Annotated in this window: 12 protein-coding genes and 2 pseudogenes; 10 read left to right on the top strand and 4 right to left on the bottom strand. The window is 68.5% G+C overall.

Annotated elements, in window-relative coordinates:
- The first annotated feature begins 196 nt into the window (after window positions 1–196).
- Window positions 197–1,660: an MFS transporter gene (locus AB0G47_RS29190; protein WP_360776013.1), complete on the top strand. Its 1,464-nt coding sequence runs from the start codon at window positions 197–199 to the stop codon at window positions 1,658–1,660.
- Window positions 1,661–1,707: 47 nt separating this feature from the next.
- Here AB0G47_RS29190 and AB0G47_RS29185 read toward each other — a convergent pair.
- Window positions 1,708–1,920: pseudogene (locus AB0G47_RS29185) on the bottom strand (FAD-binding protein); the annotation flags it as partial.
- A 395-nt stretch (window positions 1,921–2,315) separates the two neighbouring features.
- Between AB0G47_RS29185 and AB0G47_RS29180 the strand changes: the two are divergent.
- The 3 genes from AB0G47_RS29180 to AB0G47_RS29170 all read left to right on the top strand — a co-directional run bounded on the left by AB0G47_RS29180 (window position 2,316) and on the right by AB0G47_RS29170 (window position 4,531).
- Window positions 2,316–3,275 carry an LLM class F420-dependent oxidoreductase gene (locus AB0G47_RS29180; protein ID WP_360776010.1) on the top strand — a complete coding sequence of 320 codons (960 nt, stop codon included), beginning with the start codon at window positions 2,316–2,318 and terminating at the stop codon, window positions 3,273–3,275.
- A 414-nt stretch (window positions 3,276–3,689) separates the two neighbouring features.
- Entirely contained in the window at window positions 3,690–4,256 is a 567-nt protein-coding gene (locus AB0G47_RS29175; RefSeq protein WP_360776007.1) for a type 1 glutamine amidotransferase domain-containing protein, read from the top strand.
- A gap of 44 nt (window positions 4,257–4,300) precedes the next feature.
- Window positions 4,301–4,531: a hypothetical protein gene (locus AB0G47_RS29170; protein ID WP_360776004.1), complete on the top strand. Its 231-nt coding sequence runs from the start codon at window positions 4,301–4,303 to the stop codon at window positions 4,529–4,531.
- A 276-nt stretch (window positions 4,532–4,807) separates the two neighbouring features.
- Here AB0G47_RS29170 and AB0G47_RS29165 read toward each other — a convergent pair whose 3' ends face one another.
- From AB0G47_RS29165 to AB0G47_RS29155, 3 genes are all read right to left on the bottom strand, one after another.
- The gene (locus AB0G47_RS29165; RefSeq protein ID WP_360776001.1) at window positions 4,808–5,035 is read right to left on the bottom strand and encodes a DUF5133 domain-containing protein; all 228 of its coding nucleotides are present in this window, start codon (window positions 5,033–5,035) and stop codon (window positions 4,808–4,810) included.
- Between the two features lie 280 nt (window positions 5,036–5,315).
- Entirely contained in the window at window positions 5,316–6,308 is a 993-nt protein-coding gene (locus AB0G47_RS29160) for an SMP-30/gluconolactonase/LRE family protein (RefSeq protein WP_360775999.1), read from the bottom strand.
- A complete protein-coding gene (locus AB0G47_RS29155) occupies window positions 6,305–6,937 on the bottom strand; it encodes a diguanylate cyclase (protein WP_360775996.1) in 633 nt (210 codons plus the stop codon). The genes AB0G47_RS29160 and AB0G47_RS29155 overlap by 4 nt, the downstream gene beginning before the upstream one ends.
- 286 nt (window positions 6,938–7,223) lie before the next feature.
- Here AB0G47_RS29155 and AB0G47_RS29150 point away from each other — a divergent pair.
- From AB0G47_RS29150 to AB0G47_RS29125, 6 genes and pseudogenes are all read left to right on the top strand, one after another.
- A pseudogene (locus AB0G47_RS29150) lies at window positions 7,224–7,444 on the top strand (hypothetical protein).
- A 1,103-nt stretch (window positions 7,445–8,547) separates the two neighbouring features.
- The gene (locus AB0G47_RS29145) at window positions 8,548–9,726 is read left to right on the top strand and encodes a hypothetical protein (protein ID WP_360775993.1); all 1,179 of its coding nucleotides are present in this window, start codon (window positions 8,548–8,550) and stop codon (window positions 9,724–9,726) included.
- A gap of 532 nt (window positions 9,727–10,258) precedes the next feature.
- The gene (locus AB0G47_RS29140; protein WP_360775991.1) at window positions 10,259–10,573 is read left to right on the top strand and encodes a trypco2 family protein; all 315 of its coding nucleotides are present in this window, start codon (window positions 10,259–10,261) and stop codon (window positions 10,571–10,573) included.
- Window position 10,574: 1 nt separating this feature from the next.
- Complete coding sequence (locus AB0G47_RS29135; RefSeq protein ID WP_360775988.1) at window positions 10,575–12,737, top strand: trypsin-like peptidase domain-containing protein; 2,163 nt, start codon at window positions 10,575–10,577, stop codon at window positions 12,735–12,737.
- Window positions 12,734–13,738 (top strand): MoxR family ATPase, encoded by a 1,005-nt coding sequence (locus AB0G47_RS29130; protein WP_360775985.1) that lies wholly within the window; start codon window positions 12,734–12,736, stop codon window positions 13,736–13,738. The genes AB0G47_RS29135 and AB0G47_RS29130 overlap by 4 nt, the downstream gene beginning before the upstream one ends.
- A gap of 4 nt (window positions 13,739–13,742) precedes the next feature.
- Entirely contained in the window at window positions 13,743–18,167 is a 4,425-nt protein-coding gene (locus AB0G47_RS29125; protein WP_360775982.1) for a NaeI family type II restriction endonuclease, read from the top strand.
- The last annotated feature ends 727 nt before the right edge of the window (window positions 18,168–18,894 follow it).

Here is an 18,894-nt window from a genome sequence, read left to right as displayed (position 1 = left end):
AGAGGTCGTCGAGCACGTGTCCGTCTCCGTCTCCGTACGTACTCCGTACGTACGCATGTGGCTGTCGTATCCGTGGCTATGCCTGTGGGGGCTCTCCCCCCACCGTCCGGCATCGTCGGGCGGAGCTCGCACCGGCGTACTCCAGATGGGCTCTCCGGCCCGCCGGGACCGGACCCGTGCTGCCTAGCGTGGGTGCATGGACAGCATTGACACCCCCACGGCGCGTGCGTCCGCGGACAAAGCCGCAGATCAGAGAAGTTGGAGGGCGCTCGGGGTCCTGCTGACCGCCGGGTTCATGACGCTGCTCGACACGTCGATCGTCAACGTGGCGCTGCCCTCCATCGAGCGTGGCCTCGGCGCCGCGGAGGCGGAGCTGTCGTGGGTGGTGTCGGGCTATGCGCTGACGTTCGGGCTCGTGCTGGTGCCGGCGGGGCGCCTGGGGGATCTGTACGGGCGGCGGGAGGTGTTTCTGGGTGGGCTCGCGCTGTTCACGCTGGCCTCCGTGGCGTGTGGACTCGCGCCCGGGGCCACCTGGCTCGTCGTGTTCCGGCTCCTGCAGGGTGCCGCCGCGGGCATGGTGTCGCCGCAGGTGTCGGGGCTGATCCAGCAGATGTTCCAAGGGCCGCTGCGGGCACGGGCGTTCGGGCGGCTCGGCAGCGTCGTGGGGATCTCGACGGCGGTTGGGCCGCTCGCCGGCGGGCTGCTCATCGGGGGCTTCGGGGCGGAGCACGGGTGGCGCGCGGTGTTCTTCGTGAACCTGCCGATCGGGGTGGCCGCGTTCGCGGCGGCCCTGCGGCTGCTGCCCCGTACCGAGCGCGCCGGGCGCGGGCGGACCGGCTTCGACCTGGTCGGTGTGGTGCTGCTCGGCACCGGGGTCGTCGCCATCATGCTGCCCCTGGTGCAGGAGCAGCAGTGGGCCGGGTGGGGCAAGTGGCTGCTGATTCCCGCCGGGGTGACGCTGCTCGCGGGCTTCTGGGGGTGGGAGCGGCGAGCATCGCGACAGTCGGCGCGGGGCCGCGCACCGCTGGTCGATCTGCGGCTGTTCGGGCTGCGGTCCTTCTCACTGGGCGCGCTGCTCGGCCTGGCGTACTTCTCGGGGTTCACGACGCTGTTCTTCGTCTACACGCTGTTTCTGCAGAACGGGCACGGTCTCAGCGCCCTGCAGGCGGGCCTGGCCGCCACGCCGGTGGCGGTCGGGTCGGCGGGCGCTGCGGCGGCGGGTGGGCGGCTCGTGGTCAGGCATGGGCGGCGCCTGGTGGCGTACGGCCTGGTCGGGGTCGCGCTCGGCCTTGCGGGCACGATGGCGGTGGTGCAGTTGGTGCCCGGACGCGCTGTGGCCCTGGTGGCGGCCGTGCCGCTGCTGTTGGCCGGGGTCGGCTCCGGGCTCGTGATCTCGCCGAACACCACGCTCACGCTGTCCAAGGTGCCGGTGTCCCTGGGCGGTTCGGCCAGTGGCGTCCTGCAGACCGGTCAGCGCATCGGCTCGGCGGCGGGCATCGCGATGGTCGGCGCCGTCTTCTTCGCCCACGTCGCCAACCACGACGACTGGGGGCGGGCCCTGCAGCTCGGGCTGCTCACGGCGCTCGCGTTCGTACTCCTTGCACTCGCCGTCGCCGTCGCGGACGTGCGTGGCGAGCGGCGGGAGGCTGCGCCTGACTGACCGCCCGGGGGTGTCCCGGTCAGCGACGGCCGCGCGGTGACCCGCTCGGTGGTGGTGTGCTGACGGTTGAGCTCGTCCAGGACGATGCCCGGCTCCACGACGCGCGTACGGGCTTCGCGGTCGACCGACACCAGCGAGTCGCAGTACTTGGTCCAGTCGACGACCACTGCGGTGTTCGTGGTCTGCCCCGCCAGGCTGGTGCCGCCACCGCGGGAGAGTACGAGGGCTCCGAAGCGCGCGAACACGCGCACCGCCCGTGCGAGGCATAAGCGCGCTGCCCGCCCCGTGCCCGCCCCGTACCCGACATGTCCCGTCGATGCTCAGGAAAGACCGCTCACCCTGGTACCCATCATTGCGCCGAGCAAAGGTCCTGTTCTGGGCGGAGTCGCCGCGCTCCAGGCGCGGGCGGCTGGCCCGGTGACGTCGGGCCTCGTGTTCGCCGGGGATTCGTGACTTGGATCGCGGCCTGTGGGTACACGGGCGACTCGAACCGCTCGTGTTGAGCCTCTCGCCGGGACCGCGCAGGCTGATAGGCGGGCGGCGCTGCTGGAAGAGGGCTCCGCGCGCGCTCCGGCCGGTGAGCCGTGCGCCCGGAGTGACGGGTGCAGGCGGGCGGTCGGCGATCGCGCGCGACGGTTCAGGTGAGGAGCAGAGCATGACGCGTTTCGGATATTTCCTGGCGAGTGAGGAATTCACGCCGACCGAACTCCTGGAGCAGGCACGTGCCGCGGAACAGGCGGGATTCGGCTGCCTGGCCATCTCCGACCACTACCACCCGTGGACGGATGAGCAGGGACAGAGCCCCTTCGTCTGGTCGATGATCGGTGCGCTCGCCCAGGTGACGTCACTGCCCGTGACGACGTTCGTGACCTGTCCCACCATCCGCATGCACCCGGCCGTCAACGCTCAGGCGGTCGCCACCTCCGGTGTGCTCACCGGAAACCGTTTCCGCTTCGGCGTGGGCAGCGGTGAGGCGCTCAACGAGCACATCCTCGGCGACGCCTGGCCGGCTGTCGACGTACGCCTGGAGATGCTGGAGGAAGCGGTTCAGGTCATCCGGAGCCTGCAGACCGGCGACGAGGTCACTCATCGCGGCAAGCACTACACGGTGGAGAACGCCCGCCTCTACACGGTGCCCGACGAGCCTGTCCCCATCTATGTCTCCGGGTTCGGGCCCAAGGCCGCCGCCGTGGCCGGCCGGATCGGGGACGGGTTCGTCACGATGATGCCGGACGCGGACCTGGTAGGGCAGTTCCGGCGGGCGGGAGGCGGCCACAAGCCCGTACTGGGCGGCATGAAGGTGTGCTGGGACACCGACCGGGGGCAAGCCGTCAAGACGGCCCACCGGCTGTGGCCGACACAGTTCCTGCCGGGCGAACTCGGGCAGGTGCTGCCCGACCCGGCCCATTTCGAGCAGGCGTCGACGCTCGTGACCGAGGAGGCCGTCGCCGAGGGCATGGTCTGTGGCGACGACGTGGACGAGCACGTGCGCGCCGTGTCCGCATACGTCGACGCCGGGTTCGACGAGGTGTACGTCGGCCAGATCGGACCGGACCAGCAGGGATTCTTCGACTTCTACCGCAGCGAGGTCCTGCCGAAGCTGGACGACGAATGATCCTGCGTGAGCCCGGCGCTCCAGCCCGGTCGACGCCCGGGGCGGTAGGCGCCGACCCATTAAACGCTTGCCCCCCTCCAGCAGCCTGTCTGCCGCTCTCGGACCTCTGCGCCGAAGTGGACAAGGTCGGTGCGATGACCGAGACGGTCGGTGTCGCCAACCACGGCGTATGCCTCGACACCGGTGTGAACAAGGGAGAGGACGACGACGCCTGACCACTGCTGCGCGAGTAGGTGCTTCAGGCCGACACCGACATTCTCGTGATTGCCGACGCCACGCATGCCATCAACACCCATCTCGCGAAGCTCCTCAAGGAACGCCCGTACACGGTCGGATGACAGGACCGGGGACCGGGGACCGGCCGGACCGGAGCGGCTCGCGAAAGCCCACACCCCGTGCAGAAAGGTGCACCTCATGACCGACCGACGACTCGACGGCCGCAGCGTGCTGGCGCTCGTCACCAACTACGGCGTCGAACAGGACGAACTGCTCTTCCCGCTAAGGGAGTTGCGCAGGGACGGGGCCGATGTCACCGTCGTCGCGGTCAGCGCGGATCCCGTCCAGACCTTGCAGGGTGACAAGGACCTTGGTGAGAGCGTGAACCCGGATGTCACCTACGAAGCCCTGGGCGCCGCCCCGCACGATCTGCTGCTCATTCCCGGCGGCACGCTCAACGCCGACCGCCTGCGTCTGGAGACGGCCGCCGTCGACACGGTGAAGGCGTTCGCGGCGAGCGGCCGTCCGGTCGCCGCCATCTGCCACGGCCCCTGGGCGCTGGTCGAGGCCGACGTGCTGCGCGGCAAGACCCTCACCTCGTACCCGTCCCTGCGCACCGACATCACCAACGCGGGTGCCACGGCGTGGGTGGACGAACCGGTCGTGGTGGATCCGGCGGGCGGCTACCCGCTGATCACCTCCCGCACCCCGAAGGACCTGGACGGCTTCGTGTCAGCCATCCGCGACCGGCTTGCTCAGGTCTGAGGGAACGCACGCACGCGAGAGGGCCACGGACCAGAGGACGGCACGTGCCCCATACCCGAGCGGACGCCCGGCGGAACCACCCTCGCCACCAGCGGCGAGGCCCTGCCCGCCGTCGTCGCGACGCCGGCGGCCAGCGGGCGTATCTCCTCCTGCCGGAGCAGCTTCTGATCGCTCCGCGATACGTCCCGCCCGCTCTTGAGGTCGCCCTGCTGGCGCCGCTCGTCGCCATCAATCCACGCTGCCTCACCCGCCAGACCAGGACCTTCCTGCCCTAGCGGTGAGCGTTCTGCGCTGAACTCCCCGCGACGCGACCCCGTTCGCCCTTGTACGTGCTGCCGATTGCGCCCGGCCGCTCCGAGCGGAGCCTGCCGAAGGTACTGGGGACGAGGAGAACAACCTCTTCCCGCCCTGGGGCGGGTCGGCGGGAACTGTCTCGCGCACGGACGCGCGAGGACGGAAGCGGCATCGCATCGCCGTCCAGGGCAGCTTTTCCCCGGCCGAACGCTTTGCGCCCCGCACGCCACCGTGGTGGCGCGGCCCGGCGCCGGCCGTCAGGCAGTCAGAACGGAGTCGTCCTCGGGGCGGGCGCCCGGGAGTTGGTAGCGCGCGACGATGAGTGCGGCGTCGACGTCGCAGGTGCCGGTCGCCGTGCACAGGGTGTAGGCCACATCGTCCATGCGCTGTTGTACCTCGGCACTTCCCCGGGAGGCATTGAGGGCCTGCAGGATCTCGTACTGCTGGACGAGGCCGTTCAGGACGGCCGGGTGTGCCATCAGCATGCGACGACTCCTTCGTGCGCGGTTGGTTGTACGGCTCTCCGACTGCCCGGCCGTGCTGGGACCACACACCCGCAGGCGATGCGCATTTACGGAGGGGGGCGATGCCAGTCTCTGGAGACAACCGCTCCACTCGGGTGGACTGGCCTTCGCGTCGAATCCAATTCTGCTCATCCTGCGGGTCGCGATGCATGACGGGCTCGTCCCGGTCCTCGTCGCGGTCATCCTTGTCTGGCACGTGCTGTGCTGGTTTCTGCTGCCCCTGTGGGCGGAAAGGCGGCAGTCACCCGGATCCGGTGAGGCGTGGCTCCCCGGATTCCCGAGGCGGTTCGCACACCGTGAGGTGGGATTCCATGAGGCTGCCGAGGACCAGCTCTCCCCGCGTCTCCGTAGCGCTGGTCACCATGCGGCAGCCCCTCCCGCTGCGACGCAGGTCGTGGCGGACGCGCCCCTCGGGAGTCAGGCTCAGGACGCGGGCCACGCGCGGCGGGCGCGGCCGCACCACGTACGCCGCGGTCGCCATTGCCCGCCGCAGCCCGGCCGGTGCGCTGCGCAGGGACTCCACCCATGGATTGGGCGGCGCCGCGAGAGCCACCCACAGGTCGCCCGAGGGTCCTTGCGTCAGATTGTCGGGATAGCCCGGCAGGTCGTCCAGGAACACCTCAAGGCGGCCGGCGCCCGGCCCGGTGAGCCACAGGCGCATCAGACGGCGAGTTCCTGTCTCGGCGACGACGAGGTGTGAGGAGTCCGGGGCGAGGACGACTCCGTTGGCGAACTCAAGGCCCTCCGCGAGCACTTCGGGGATGCCGCCGGGCGTCAGGCGAAGGGCGCGTCCGGATGCGGTGTGCTCCAGCAGGTCGCTGCGCCACCGGGACAGCGGGTAGCGGCTGCTCGAGGACGTGAAGTACACGGTGTCGTCCGCGCCCACCGCCACGTTGCTGCACAGCCGGAGCGGCTCACCGCCGATCCGGTCGGCCAGCACCTCGAGGAGACCGGCGTCGGGAGACAGCCGCAACAGACCCCGCTCCGCGTCACAGACGAGAATGCAGCCGTCGGCCTGCGCGATCAACCCGAGCGGACGGCCCCCGGTACGCCCCACCTGCTCAACGGCGTGTGGTGGCGCCGGATCCACGCGCAGGATGCGGCCGTCCTCGACTCCGGTCAGGAGCCGGCCGTGGCCGTCAGGCGCGACGTGCTCAGGCCCTCGGCCGACGAATATCCGGTGCCGTACGACCAGCGGGCGCGGTTCGGCCCGGGGCGGCTGAAACCGGGTCACGCGGCAGCCGACCGGACACGCAGGCAGCGGCGCATCTCCTCCGCATAGGGCAGGGCCACACCGGCGACGATGAGCGCCGCCAGAGCGGCGAGGTACCCGGCGGGCAGCGGATGCCTCTTGGGGAGCAGGCGCCAGTCGTCCGCGCCTCGGCCGCCTCGCAGGGTGGCGCGCACCTCCTCGGAGTGCAGACAGGCGGTGAACGCCATCGCCGTCAGGGGCAGCACTTCCAGAAAGCTGTGGATGTGCTGTTCGACGGGGCGTACCTCACGCTCGCCCGTAGCGAGGGTGACGTCCCACAGGGCCGTGGCCGAATGCGCGAGGGCCGCGCCGCCCATCACGGTGAGGACGAGCGGGTTGACGCGGGCGAGCAGGCCCATGGTGACCGGGATGCCTGCCTCGGTCATCATCAGGGCGTGCACGGCGGACTCCTTGGCCCCGCTCGTCGATTCGATGTGCGTCCTGCGGTGCATGATCCAGTCGGCCACGGCGGGTACCACCCACAGCGGCAGGACTCCGTAGAGCAGAAACCGGCGGTTGGCGTCCTCGGTGTCGGTGGCGCGCATCGGGACGCTCAGGTCGGCGCCGCGGCGCCAGTGACGCCACGAGCGGGAGAGCGTGCGCAGAGACATGTGAACCTCCTCCGAAGGATCGAATACGAGGGCCGCACCGCAAGGGCGGCACCGGTGCGGTACCCCGCTCGACGTGTCCGACACGGGCAGCCGTAGGCAGAACCGCAGTCTCGGTGAGAAGCCGCAGACGGAAGCTTTTACCTTCATGGACCGGGGCACCCGGAAGATTCCAGGCTATTTGCGGTCCTGTCTGAAGAGAGGCAGCGGGAAATGCCGTCCGTCGCACCTGCCGGCTCCTCCACCGACCTCGATGATCTGACGAAACAGCCGAGGGTGGGTACGCAGGGTGTTCCCTGCCACGGCCACGTGGCGAAATGCCTCACGACATGAGCCAGAAGCGCGGGGATCCACGAAGAGAGCCGAGGAGATCGCCGCGCGCACCGTGAACGACGAGCGGGCCCGCAGGGCCGTACCAAGGGTCAGCTCTACGCCGAGGCCCAGCGCAAGGACATCAAGGGCCGCTCCTCGATGAACAAGGCGGAGCCGGCCAAGGCCGTGGGCCGCTGAGCCTGAGCCAGCACCTGCACGCGACGTATTTGGGGAGGCGTGCGCATGCGCGCTCTAGACGTACGTATCGAGGAGGTCCCTGACTCCCGCATCGAGAAGCCAGGTCGAGTACCTGCGAGTCCCCTTCGGCAACGCCTTGCCTACATGGCGCCGGACGCCGCCGGACGACCGGCGTGTTGTCGAGCTATGCGCTGTACAAGGGCGGGACGGTTGTGAACAGCGAGACGCCCCATGCCACCGTCGCCGCCCGAAACCACAACTGCTTCCTCGTGCGCGACGACGCCCGCGTCGTTGGCTCTGTCCATGCCCCCGACACCCTGATCACCCTGGCCCGGGACCGTCACGGTCCACCCGACGGTCCCGGAGGCACGCGACGGATACGGTCGGCCGTCCCATCGAGTAGCTGCACCGACGCGACGCGACGCGTCGGGTTTTGGTCCGTGACTGGTCCGGAAGAGCTGGTCGGGAGCGGGATAGCGGCGGGAGGAACTGGGAGCTATGACGTAGACCGGTCCCTGGGCTGAGTGGGCCGAGCGGAAGGCGCCTGACGGGTAAAAGCCCAGGTCAGGCGCCTTTTCTTGTGCCTCTAGAAGAAGCCCAACTTCTGCGGCGAGTACGACACCAACAGGTTCTTCGTCTGCTGGTGGTACATGCCTCACGCTTCTCTGACCAGCCAAAATATCCGTGGGTGAGGTGATCTGCGGGGCACTGGCCCGTGTATGGTCCGGATCTTGGAGGAGCTGTGGGCAGGAGGCAGTTGAGAGCTTGGCGAGTGGGAGGAAGTGGCTGAGGTGCGTAGGCGCCCTCGGAGGCGTGCCCGTTGTGGGATGTGTTGATGATGCCCCCACTATCCTTGCCCTCCCGCAGGATGCCCTTGGCCAGCCACAATCGTGACTGACACCACGCGCCGATCTGCGCTATGACGCACTACGAACGTGGTTCCGCGCAGTAGTCATGGGATCGCAGCAGTGGCGCTCGCTAAAGGTCAGCTTGCGTACGGTCCTCTTGCAGCCGCACCCTCTACGAGGGTGTAGTCACCGGGTGATTCAGCCTTGTTCTGCCGACACCCGGAGGCGGTTGACGGTCTACGGAAGACTGCCCTGGTGCCCTTCCTCGTCACCATGGCGGCAATCCCGGTGCTGCTCATCATTTTCGGAGTAACGGCCGCCGCCCTAGATCCGTTACGCCGCCGTATCCGAGCTCGTCGTCATCAGTACGCTCAGCGCTTTTCCGAGCGTCTGCTCAACGACGCACGACGTGTGCTGCCTCGTGTTCTGCCGGGGCGTCCCGAACCGACCGCGAACATGCCGCTCTGTCTCGTGCGATGGTGGGACGCCTTTCTTGCCCTCACCCCAGGCCGACTCGTGATGCTTCTCCTTATTGTATTGCTCGTCCATGGCGCCGTTGACCTGCCGACTGGGGCCGAATCCAAGGGAGATGCTGCTCCACTCGATCCATTCACGCACCTGGCCAAGGGCGTTTGGGAGGCAGCCAGTTGGACGGCAGGCAAGTTGACCAATCTCCCCTCGGTCTGGGCAGGCATTCCCGAGCATCCAGGCTCCGTGATCGCGCTCCTCAGCCCCTTTATCACTATCCTGGCCATCTTCGCGGCCGTTTGGTTGGTCTCGCCTGGCTTCACGGCGTTCGGCCGATGGGATGGGCCTGGCGTGACGCGCTCCGCCGCCTCAGTGCCTAAGCAGATGATCGAAAGGCGATATGGGCCAGTTGTTGTCCTGCTGAGCACTGCTACGTGCTGTGGACGTGCGTACCTGCGTGCCGCCGAGACTCCGCCGCTCGACATGCCGCAAGTGTCCGTCCGTGCCTGCGAACGGGTAGTCCGACGGGCCTGGCGCACTCGCCACGGCAAGCCGCGCAGGCACCGCCGACGTGAGCTCAAGCTCCACGCGGCCAAAGTGGTTGGCGCGCTTCGGCTTGCCGAGGCGGAACAGGACATCGATCCCGGACCGGCGCTTCAGAAGCTCGCTGGCATGCTCGTCACAATCACCGAACGCTACGTTGAGGGCCGCATCGGTGAGCTCCTCGACGAGAGCGACCTGAGTGGCATCGACCCGGTGACCGACCATGGAATGCCGCGCATCGTGGGAGCGGGCAGCGTAGTTGTTCTGGCGATGTGGGGAGCTCACTTGCTCGGCTTCCCTGAAGGCGTCTCAGGACCGTTCCTTGGTCTGGTCGTTACCGGCGCCGTCGCCTTGTTCTACCGCGGCAGCATCCCCAGTCCCTCGGACCTCCTCGACATCCTGCGGAGTGCCGACCGACGGTGACATCGCCGTTCGCTTCCGAGGTCCGGCAGTCCGGCGCTTGAGGCCGGTCTGATAGGGCCGTCGCAGTTCGCCAGAGCCCCCGCTCCGCCTCACGACCCGCCATGATCTTGGAAGCCTGAGCCCGTTCTGGTTTCACCCTCACTGCCCGACGAACCGTCACGTCGTGTGTGGAAACGCTCGCGCTGTCCTCTGGCCGGGACGTGAATCTGGGAGCCCCTCGTGACGAGGTACTCGCCACCATCTCCTTTTGTTTGATCGACTTCTGCTCCGGCGGTGGCACACAGCGGGCGGTCCCTTTCACCTCGCCGTGGCGCAGGGGGGTGGTCGAGGAGGTGCCGGGCGACGTGTTCGTGCTCGTCGACAGGACGGTGCGGGGCCATCCTCCCTGCGACGTGAGTCCGCCTGGGACTCCTCGGGCGGTGGCGCGCAAGTCATGGCCTATGACCCAGGTGTTTAGGTGTCTCGCGAGCGTTGTACCGTACCGGCGACGAACGATTTTCTGAGTGTCTTGAACCGGGGGCGGGGGCGAAAGGTGTCGACTATCGGTCTGGCTGCAGCTATCGAGGAGCTGCGTCAGGAGCTGTACGAGTCGCAGCGGCTTGGCGTCAACCAGCAGTTCGCCTTCGGCGTCGAAGAGGCGGAACTGGAGCTGCAGCTCGAACTGCGCAAGTCCGCCAAGGGGGATGGCAAGCTTTCCTTCGGTGTAGTTGCTGTTGGTGCGGGGGGCGAGCAAGCCACCGTCCTCACCCACAAGTTGGTGCTGAAGCTGTCGGTCAAGGACCGGGCCATCGGGGGCAGGCGCCCCGAGATCGGAGACGACGAGTTCGGGTCGCTGGACGAGGAGTGACGTGGATCGCCGCAGACTGGCGCTGATCCGCAGTGGGGGCACCGGTGAGGGGCGTCTCACTGTCGGCTCCGGCTATCTGATCGCCCCGCGGCTCGTGCTAACCGCCCGCCATGTGCTGGAGGACCGCGTCACGGGAACGCTATGGCCGGCTGTCACCGTACGGGTGGGCCACCACCTCGACGGAGAAGCGACGAGCGTTGACGCGGAACTGCTCTGGGTCCACCCGGCCGGACTCGATGTCGCGCTGCTACGCATCGACCGAAAGATCGACCTGCCTGGTTCCGTCCGTTGGGGCTGCCCCGCAGGCACCGCGCCACTGCCATACGAGGGCCTCGGCTATCCCTGGGCCGCCAAGGGAGAGACCCGGGCACCGGAGCACCTACGCGGTGTCTTGCCGGTCCTCTCCGGAGGCAAGGACCGCTACGTCCTTGACCAGGGGCCGGCCCCCACTGTCCGTACCGACGGCGGGAACGCCTGGGGCGGAGCCTCCGGGGCGGCGATCTTCTGCGGCGGCCACCTCGTCGGCGTCGTGACCGAGGAGGACCACGCGTACGGAGCCCGTCGGCTGATCGCCCTGCCGGCGTCCTCCTTTGCTCGGGACGGCGACTTCGCGTCCTATGTCGAGGAGCAGACCGGTCGGTCTCCCGAGCCGAGTGCGATCGGTGCTTCCCTGCCCGAGGCCGGGCCCGCCGTCGAGCGCACACCAGCCGAGCGTGAACTGGAGACGCTGCTCGCGCCGTTGTTCTCGAACCCTGGCGTCCGAGTCGATCACGCTCGGGCCCTGGCGCGCGAACTGGGCTACGTGGCCGAGGGCTATGAGCCCACCGCTGCCGACCTCGTTGCTCTTCTTATGGCGCATCCCCGGGCAATCGCGTCGCTCGGTGAAGCCCTCGCCAGCGGCGCGCAGGGTGCGGCCCGTGCTGCTCTGACTCATCTGTTCTCGTGGGCCAGGGCACTCGACTGCGGGTCGCTGCTCTCCGTGAATGAGTACGACGTTCTGATCGGTCTGCTGCGCCGGGTCTGCGAGAAGCAGCCAACGCTGCTGCCCCGAACAGCCGCTGAGGCGCTGCGGTATGTCGTTCTTCCAGAGATCCTCACCCGTCCGCTGCTCGGCGAGGAGGACGTTTGCGGTGTGGTGGAAGGCTTGGAGGATCTGTCCGACGGTGTGAGCGGCACTGAAGGCGCCCCGCCTGTGCCGGCGCTGCTGCGGCTCGTCGAGTACGTGGCGGCGGCCACAGACGCCCGGCTGGGTGACGACCTGCGCGCGTGGTCGGGAAAGACCGCCCAGCGGCTCGGTATCCACGACGGGGCCCTGGGGGAGCGGCGTGCGGATGCGGCCCAGTGGGCGAAGTGCGCAGCGTCGCCGGTGACGCGGGTCGTGATGGAGTTGGCACATGACCCCGACGTAGGAGACGACCGGTACCGGGTCCGGATCCTGCTTGTCCGCGACGACGGCTCGTATCGCGTGCTCAAGGAGGCGGAATCGGAACCCAAGACGCCGCGGGAGGCAGCGGACAGCCTGAGCGAGGCGGTCTTCGCCGCGGCCCAGGAGCCGGGGCAAGGCGATCACGTGCCGTGGGTGACCGTCGTGGTCGACCGAGCGGGCCTCGACTTGGCTGTCGACGAGTGGGAGCCCGGAGCGCGCGACGACATCCTTCCGGCGTGGCCGATCGGAGCGGAGTACAGCGTCTCTCTGAGCTGCCCGGAACTCAGTGACCGGAGGCCGGAACGCGACGGCGACCGTGAACGCCGGTGGAAGAACGGCCGCGCGTCGGTGCTCGTCACCAGCCGGACATCCGGCGACTCCAGGCAGCTCGTGAATCTGCTCAAGACCAAGCATCGCGATACCGCGCGGGTGATCCTCCACGGCCCCGCCGATGAGAGGCGGTCCTGGTTGCTGACGTGTCTCGTCCTGGGCGTTCCGGTCGTGCTGTGGGACCGTGAGGCCACCGGCTATGAGGACGCGGGGAAGTTGGAGGTCCTAGCTCCCGCCGGTGACTTGGAGGGACTTCCCGGGCGGCTCCGGGACTTCCGGAGCGACTTGGCGGCTTGCCCGGCGGAGCGGCGGGCACGGCCCTCCCTCGTGTGGGAACCGGAGGGCTGTCTTCCGCGGACTGAGTCGCTTCAACTGAGTGACCCTTGGAGAGGATCGCACGCGTCATGACCACCTCAGAGCCCCTGGCCGGTACAGGCCCTCGGCTTTCATCCTCCGACGGCGGCGACTGGTGGCTGTTCCGCGGAGACGGCGAGCGCCGTGAGGTGCCGTTCCCCGCTGCGCCTCCGTGGCGCCGGTTCGACCGGCAGGAGAGCGCTACCGGCGACAGGGTCCCGTACCCGCGGCCCTACCTCATCGGCCCTGACGAGGTGGAGGTGGTGAACGCGGCGCTTCACCTGCGACGGCCCCTCCTGGTGACCGGGCAGCCCGGTACGGGCAAGTCCTCCCTGGCCTACGCCATCGCTCACGAACTCGCGCTCGGCCGTGTCCTGCAGTGGCCAGTGAACAGTCGCTCTACTCTTCAGGACGCCCTCTACCACTATGACGCCGTTGGCCGGCTGCGTGAGGCGACTTTGCGGCGCGACGCGGACGGCACGGAACCGGACATCGGCCAGTACATCCGGCTCGGCCCCCTGGGTAACGCGCTTGTGCCCCGGGAGCGCCCTCGCGTGCTGCTCATCGACGAGTTGGACAAGGGTGACGTCGATCTGCCCAACGACCTGCTGACCGTATTCGAGGAGGGTGAGTTCGCCATCTCTGAACTCACCCGGCTGCCCGCGAGCCACACACCTGTACACGTTCGGACCGTCGACCCGGATGAGACTGCCCCGGTTACACGAGGCCGTGTCCGCTGCGGTGAGTTCCCGGTCGTAGTCATCACCAGCAACGGCGAACGGGAATTCCCTCCCGCCTTTCTACGGCGCTGCGTCCGCCTCGATCTCCCCGAGCCCAACGAGTCGCGGCTTCGGGAGATCGTCGCCGCGCACCTTGGTCCCGACGCCTTGGACGAGACCGACGACCTCTTGCGGGAGTTCCTCGAACGCCGCGCCGAGGGCGAACTCGCCACCGATCAGCTGCTCAACGCCGTCTTCCTCCGCAAGGGTGGCGTGAACCTGGACGCGGCTTCCCTCCTCCAAGGCGTCCTGCACCGTCTCGGCGGAGCTGTGTGACGCCGTGATCTCGCGCGTGACGAAGGTCCTGGCCGAGAGCGGGGTAGAGCTCTCCCACGAGGAACTCCTCGACGCCATATGGCTCGCCGGGAAACTGCCTCGAGACTGCGGGCCCCTGGCGCGCTCCGCCGGAGTGGCCACTGCGACCTCGGAGCGGCACGACGAGCCGCACCGCGACAAGCCGACGGCGCCTAAGACCGCAGAGCCCGCACCAGAGCCGACCACCGCGACGTCCACGAAGAAACAGTCCGCGCATCCCGTCCTGGCCTCAGCGCAGCCCAGCCCCAGCCAAGAGGCGCAGGCGCCCGCGGGCCCGCCGTCGGCGTTTGCAGTCAGTGCCCCGGACAGCAGTACCCTCGGCGCCCGGCAGCTCCGGCTCGGCAAGTCCCTCCGGCCGCTGCGGCAGCGCTTCCCCGACCGGGGTCAGCAGGAACTCGACGTCACACGGACCGTCGCCGCCATCGCCGACACAGGCGTGCCCGAGACCGTCACCAGAGCGGCGCGCACCCGCTGGCTGTCCCTGGCCCTCGTGGTTGACGACGGCGTCTCCATGGTGCTCTGGCAGCGCCTTGCCGCGGAGGTCCGGGCGCTGATGGAACGTGCCGGGGCCTTCCGAGATGTGCATGTGTACGGACTTGACACGCGGAGCGGCACTCCGTCCTTGCGGACCAGCCCTTACCACAATCGCGGTCGGCTCTTGACGCCGGAGACTCTGTGCGACCCCACGGGCAACACCCTTGTCCTGGTCGTCAGCGACGGTGTGGGCGAAGCCTGGCGGGACGGCGGGATGCGTCAAGTGATGGACCGCTGGGGAAGTTGCGGTCCTGCCGCGATCGTCCAAGCGCTGCCTTCGCGACTCTGGGCAAGCACCGGCATCGGCACGCGGCGCTGGCAGGTCACCACCCATCGCCGCGGCGGCCCCACCCGCGCCTGGCACGTCACTGACCCGGACCTGCCGCCGGACCTCGTCCGTTTCAACTCCGTACCGGTCCCGGTCCTCGCACCGACCCCTGCGGCCGTCGCCGACTGGGCCTGGCTCGTCGCGTCACCCGGTGGCACATCAACCGTGCCGCTGTGGGACGCCGACCGGGCCGGCTTCAGCTGGACCGTCGCTGACGCCCGGGGCGGCGATGCTTGCGAAGCGGTACTCCGCTTCAGGGAGGCCGCGTCCACCGAGGCGTATCGGCTCGCGGCCCACGTCGCGGCCGTCGCCCCTGTCACGCCGCCTGTGATGCGCCTGGTGCAGGCCGCCCTTGGATCACCGACAGACCTCGGGCACCTCGTGGAGGTGTTCCTAGGAGGTCTGATGAACGAGCTCGATGCCGACGGGGCGGACCGCCTGCCGCACCACCGGCGGTTCGATTTCACGGACGACGCCCGGCGCGTTCTCCTCAGCGCGGTCTCCCCGAGGGAACTGCTGCGGACCACCGAGGCCGTGACGCGACGGATTGAGGCCGCCATCGGCCGCGCCCCGGTCTTCCCGGCGTGGGTCGGGCACCCGGACGGCACGGCCGTCATCGACGACTCCGCGCGTGCCTTCGGCTGGCTTCGGGAACAGACGCTGACGCGGCTCGGCATCCCGTCCGTCAACGCCGGGTTGGTGGCGCCCGCGCCGGAACGACCCAGCGGAAGACTTGGGGGCGAGATTGCGGATTCCGCCGGTCCCAAGCTCTCCGCGGTTGCCGCGAGTGATCAAGCGTACGACGTGCCCGGTGAGCCCCTGCCGCCCGGCTGGGTGGAGCTCCTGCCGGAGGACCCGCTACGGCTCGGTCGGTTCCGGCTCCGTGCACGCAGTGCCCTGGGCTGGCCGCACCTGACGATGTACCTGGCCGAGGACGAGGACGGCACTGTTGCCACGGTCCGGGTGCCGGTCGTGCTGCACGCCCGCGACCCGGGAGCGGCGCTGGGCCTCGTCCGGACGGAAGCGGAGTGTCTGACGCGCATGCAGGGCATGCATGTCCCTGCACTCCTCGGCGTGGCGGCGAACACCACAGGGGAGTTGCCGTGGGTTGCGGCGAGCTGCGTCCACCGCCGAGCAGATGCCCCGTCCTCACCGCCCGCACCAAACTTGCGCGCCGTCCTCGATGAAAACGGGGGCACGGTCCCAGAGGAGGTCTTCTTGCGGATCGGGCTGGGCTTGACGGAAGCGGTTGCCCTCGCCCACTCACGGGGGCTTGTGCACGGCTCACTCTCCCCCCGGGCCGTTCTTGTGACGGACCGCGACGTCCGGCTGGTCGGCTGGGCGACGGCGACGGTCGATGGAGCCGACAGCCCTCACCGCGACGTGCTGCCGCTCAGTGAGACCTATCTGGGGGCGGCCAACGACGGATTCCTCACGCCCCAGAGCGACGTGTACGCCGTTGGGGCACTGCTGCTGGCCTTCCTCTCGGGACAGTGGAGCGACCCGAAGACCGACCGCGCGGAACATGACCCTGGACCCAACTCCGTGATCGGACCGGTGCTCGTGAGGACTCTTCGGCGTTGTCTGGAGAACGACCCCAGCCGCAGACCCTCCGCCGCTGCGCTGGCGGAGGCGTTCGCCGCTGAGTGCGGACGTCAGACGGCCGACCGAGGATCGGCAGGAGACTTTCCCGTCACGATGCCGGGCGAGGACACTGCGGCGGGAGATCGGCCGGGCGGGAAATTCTTGCCACCGGTCTCCGAGGAGACCGAAAGGAAGCTGCCTCATGGCCTGAGAATTCCCGCCGACGAGTCGGGGACGTTGGTCGACGGACGCTACCTGCTGACCCAGAAGCGGCACGCTGGAGTGACGTCGACCACCTGGCAGGCCACGGACGAGCAACAGAGCAGGGAAGTCTCTCTCAAGCTGTTCAACGCGCTGATGACGGGCGCAGCGTCCGCAGAGGAAGACTTCATCGCCGATGCGGAGCGGCTAGCCGCACTCGACATTCGAGGGTTCGTGCGGGTCACCGGCTACGGGGTGCACGACAGGCGTCCGTACCTTGTGACGGATGCCGTCAACGGTGAGAGCCTGGAGCAACTGCTGAATCGTGCACCCGGCACTCTGCCCTTCGACACGATCAGAGAAGTCGGCCAGCAGATTGCGCACATGCTCGCCGAGTTCCATCGCAACGGCCTGCTTCACCTGGACCTCAGCTCCGCAGCGCTGGTGTTGAGCCAAGACGGTCGGGTACTTGTGACAGATCCAGGTCTGTGTGTCCGCCGCCTGCCACATACCGACCTGAGTACGCTACGACCAACCCGCAGCCCTTCCCCTTTCCTGCCTCCCTACCGGTCGTACGAGGAGATCTTCGGGAACGCCCCTGTCGACCACCGAAGCGACCTGTACTCACTGGGCTGTCTGCTCTACGCCATGGTCACCGGCGCACCGCCCCTCCCTCCCACGCTCACCCCGCAAGAACCAGATACTGACCGCGGCCCGCATCGTCGACCGGACCTGCCCTCCGGTTTGCCTGGCGAACTCGAAGCACTGGTCACGGACCTTCTGGCGACCAACCCCGAGCAGCGGCCGACCAGCGCGACTGAGGTACTGGACAGGCTGGCGCGTACGGGTGTGGACGACGAGGAGCTTCTCGCGACCTACCGCGTACTGCGGGATGCAGACCCGGACGGTACACGCATGGGTCGTGTGCTGCGGGACGCCATCGACGAGGTATTGGACGGCGAGGTGACGGGCCGTTACGACTTGAAGCACATCACCAAGACGGAGCGGACGCACATCGGGAGTCTGGTGCACACCGCGATCCAGCGAGAGTTTCGCTTTGAGGACGGTCAGGTTATGGACTTTCGCATCGCCGACGTCGATGTCGACTGCCGGTTCAGCCTTCAATTCGGCGGTTGGATGCTCCCTCGCGGGACGCTGGGTCACCTTTGCCTTCTGGTCTGGGCGAACGACTACCAGAGCCAGTGGAGCGTTGGGTTGCTGCGTGTCAAGCAGGAGTGGCTCAACAGTAAGGGCAACCGAGACCTAAGGACCACGCTCAAGGCCGAGCATCGCGACAAGATCCTCTGGCTCTGGCGCGACGCCGAGCTCGCCGAGAACGTCCTCCTGCACATCTCCGACGCCGACCGGGAAGCGGTCTTCGAGAGTAGCTCCGGCCAGGCCAGGCTCAACGAGTTGTTCCGACGCGTTCAGCAGCGCCGGATCGGACGCAACATCGTCCGCACCGTGGTGCAGCAGCGGGACTACATGAAGCGCGTCCGCGGAAGCGGGGGATCCCGCTCAGCGCTTCGAGACGAGGGAATCATCGTCATGGGCGACTACGACTCACACCGGCGTGTTGCCCGTCAGCTCGGTCTCCCCGCCCCTAGGGAAGGGGAATTCATCAGCGCGAGGGTCGCACCGGCTGTGCCTGGAGCCGGCAAGCCAGTCGTGGAGTTGGACAGCCGACTTTGGGCTCTGGCCTCGTCCGAAGATCCTGTGCACCGGGCGCCGGCGCTTCCTTGACATCTGCCACCGGCGGTAAGCAGTGATCATGTAGACGGACCCCGCCGCAACTGATGTGGGCCTCGTCTCCCCAACCACTGGCCAGCTGGGGACGTCCTCCTGGGGAGGGCCGTCGTTCGTGATCTCCTGGATGTTCCCTAGTAAGGCGTCAACGGGGTGTTGGCAGAGACGGAATGCGCATCGAGGGCGTCGCGATGGTTCGCTAGTTGACGGGCGTAGTTGGACAGACCGGGTAGCGCCGGGCAGCCGACACATGGGCAGCGGGCACTGTCAGTGCCTGGCAGTAGGGTCCGAAATGAGGCCCTCGTGACCTGTGAGCGGCCTGCGTGTCGTGTTGGGAGAGCACGTGGATGCGGTTTCACCGGCGGTGCTGGCCAAGTGGGCGGGTCCCATGGTCAGCCGGTTTGCCATGAGCGGAATCCAGAAAGTCACCCGTAACCGGCGAGTGGCACGCGCCGCCGCCAAGAGAGCGGCGACGGCCGGAGTGCCGGTTACCGCGAAGTCTTTGCGTGTGTGGCTGTCTCGGGCGGATACGGCCCAGCAGTTGCGGCAGTGCACAGAGCGCTCTCTCGGAGAGGCTGCTCGGCAGCTGAGGTATGTGATCCCCCGCAGGGAATCTGGGGAGCGCGAGGCGGATGCGCTGCTGGTTCTGCAGATCGTGATGGAGGAGTACGTACGTTCGGCAGTACCTTCGGAGGCCTCGCTTGTCACTGGTGACTGGGGGCGG

The organism is Streptomyces sp. NPDC021622 (assembly GCF_040640795.1).
Taxonomy (GTDB): Bacteria; Actinomycetota; Actinomycetes; order Streptomycetales; family Streptomycetaceae; genus Streptomyces.
The sequence above is the reverse complement of the archived record's forward strand: the minus strand, read 5'-3'. Positions and strand labels throughout refer to the sequence as shown.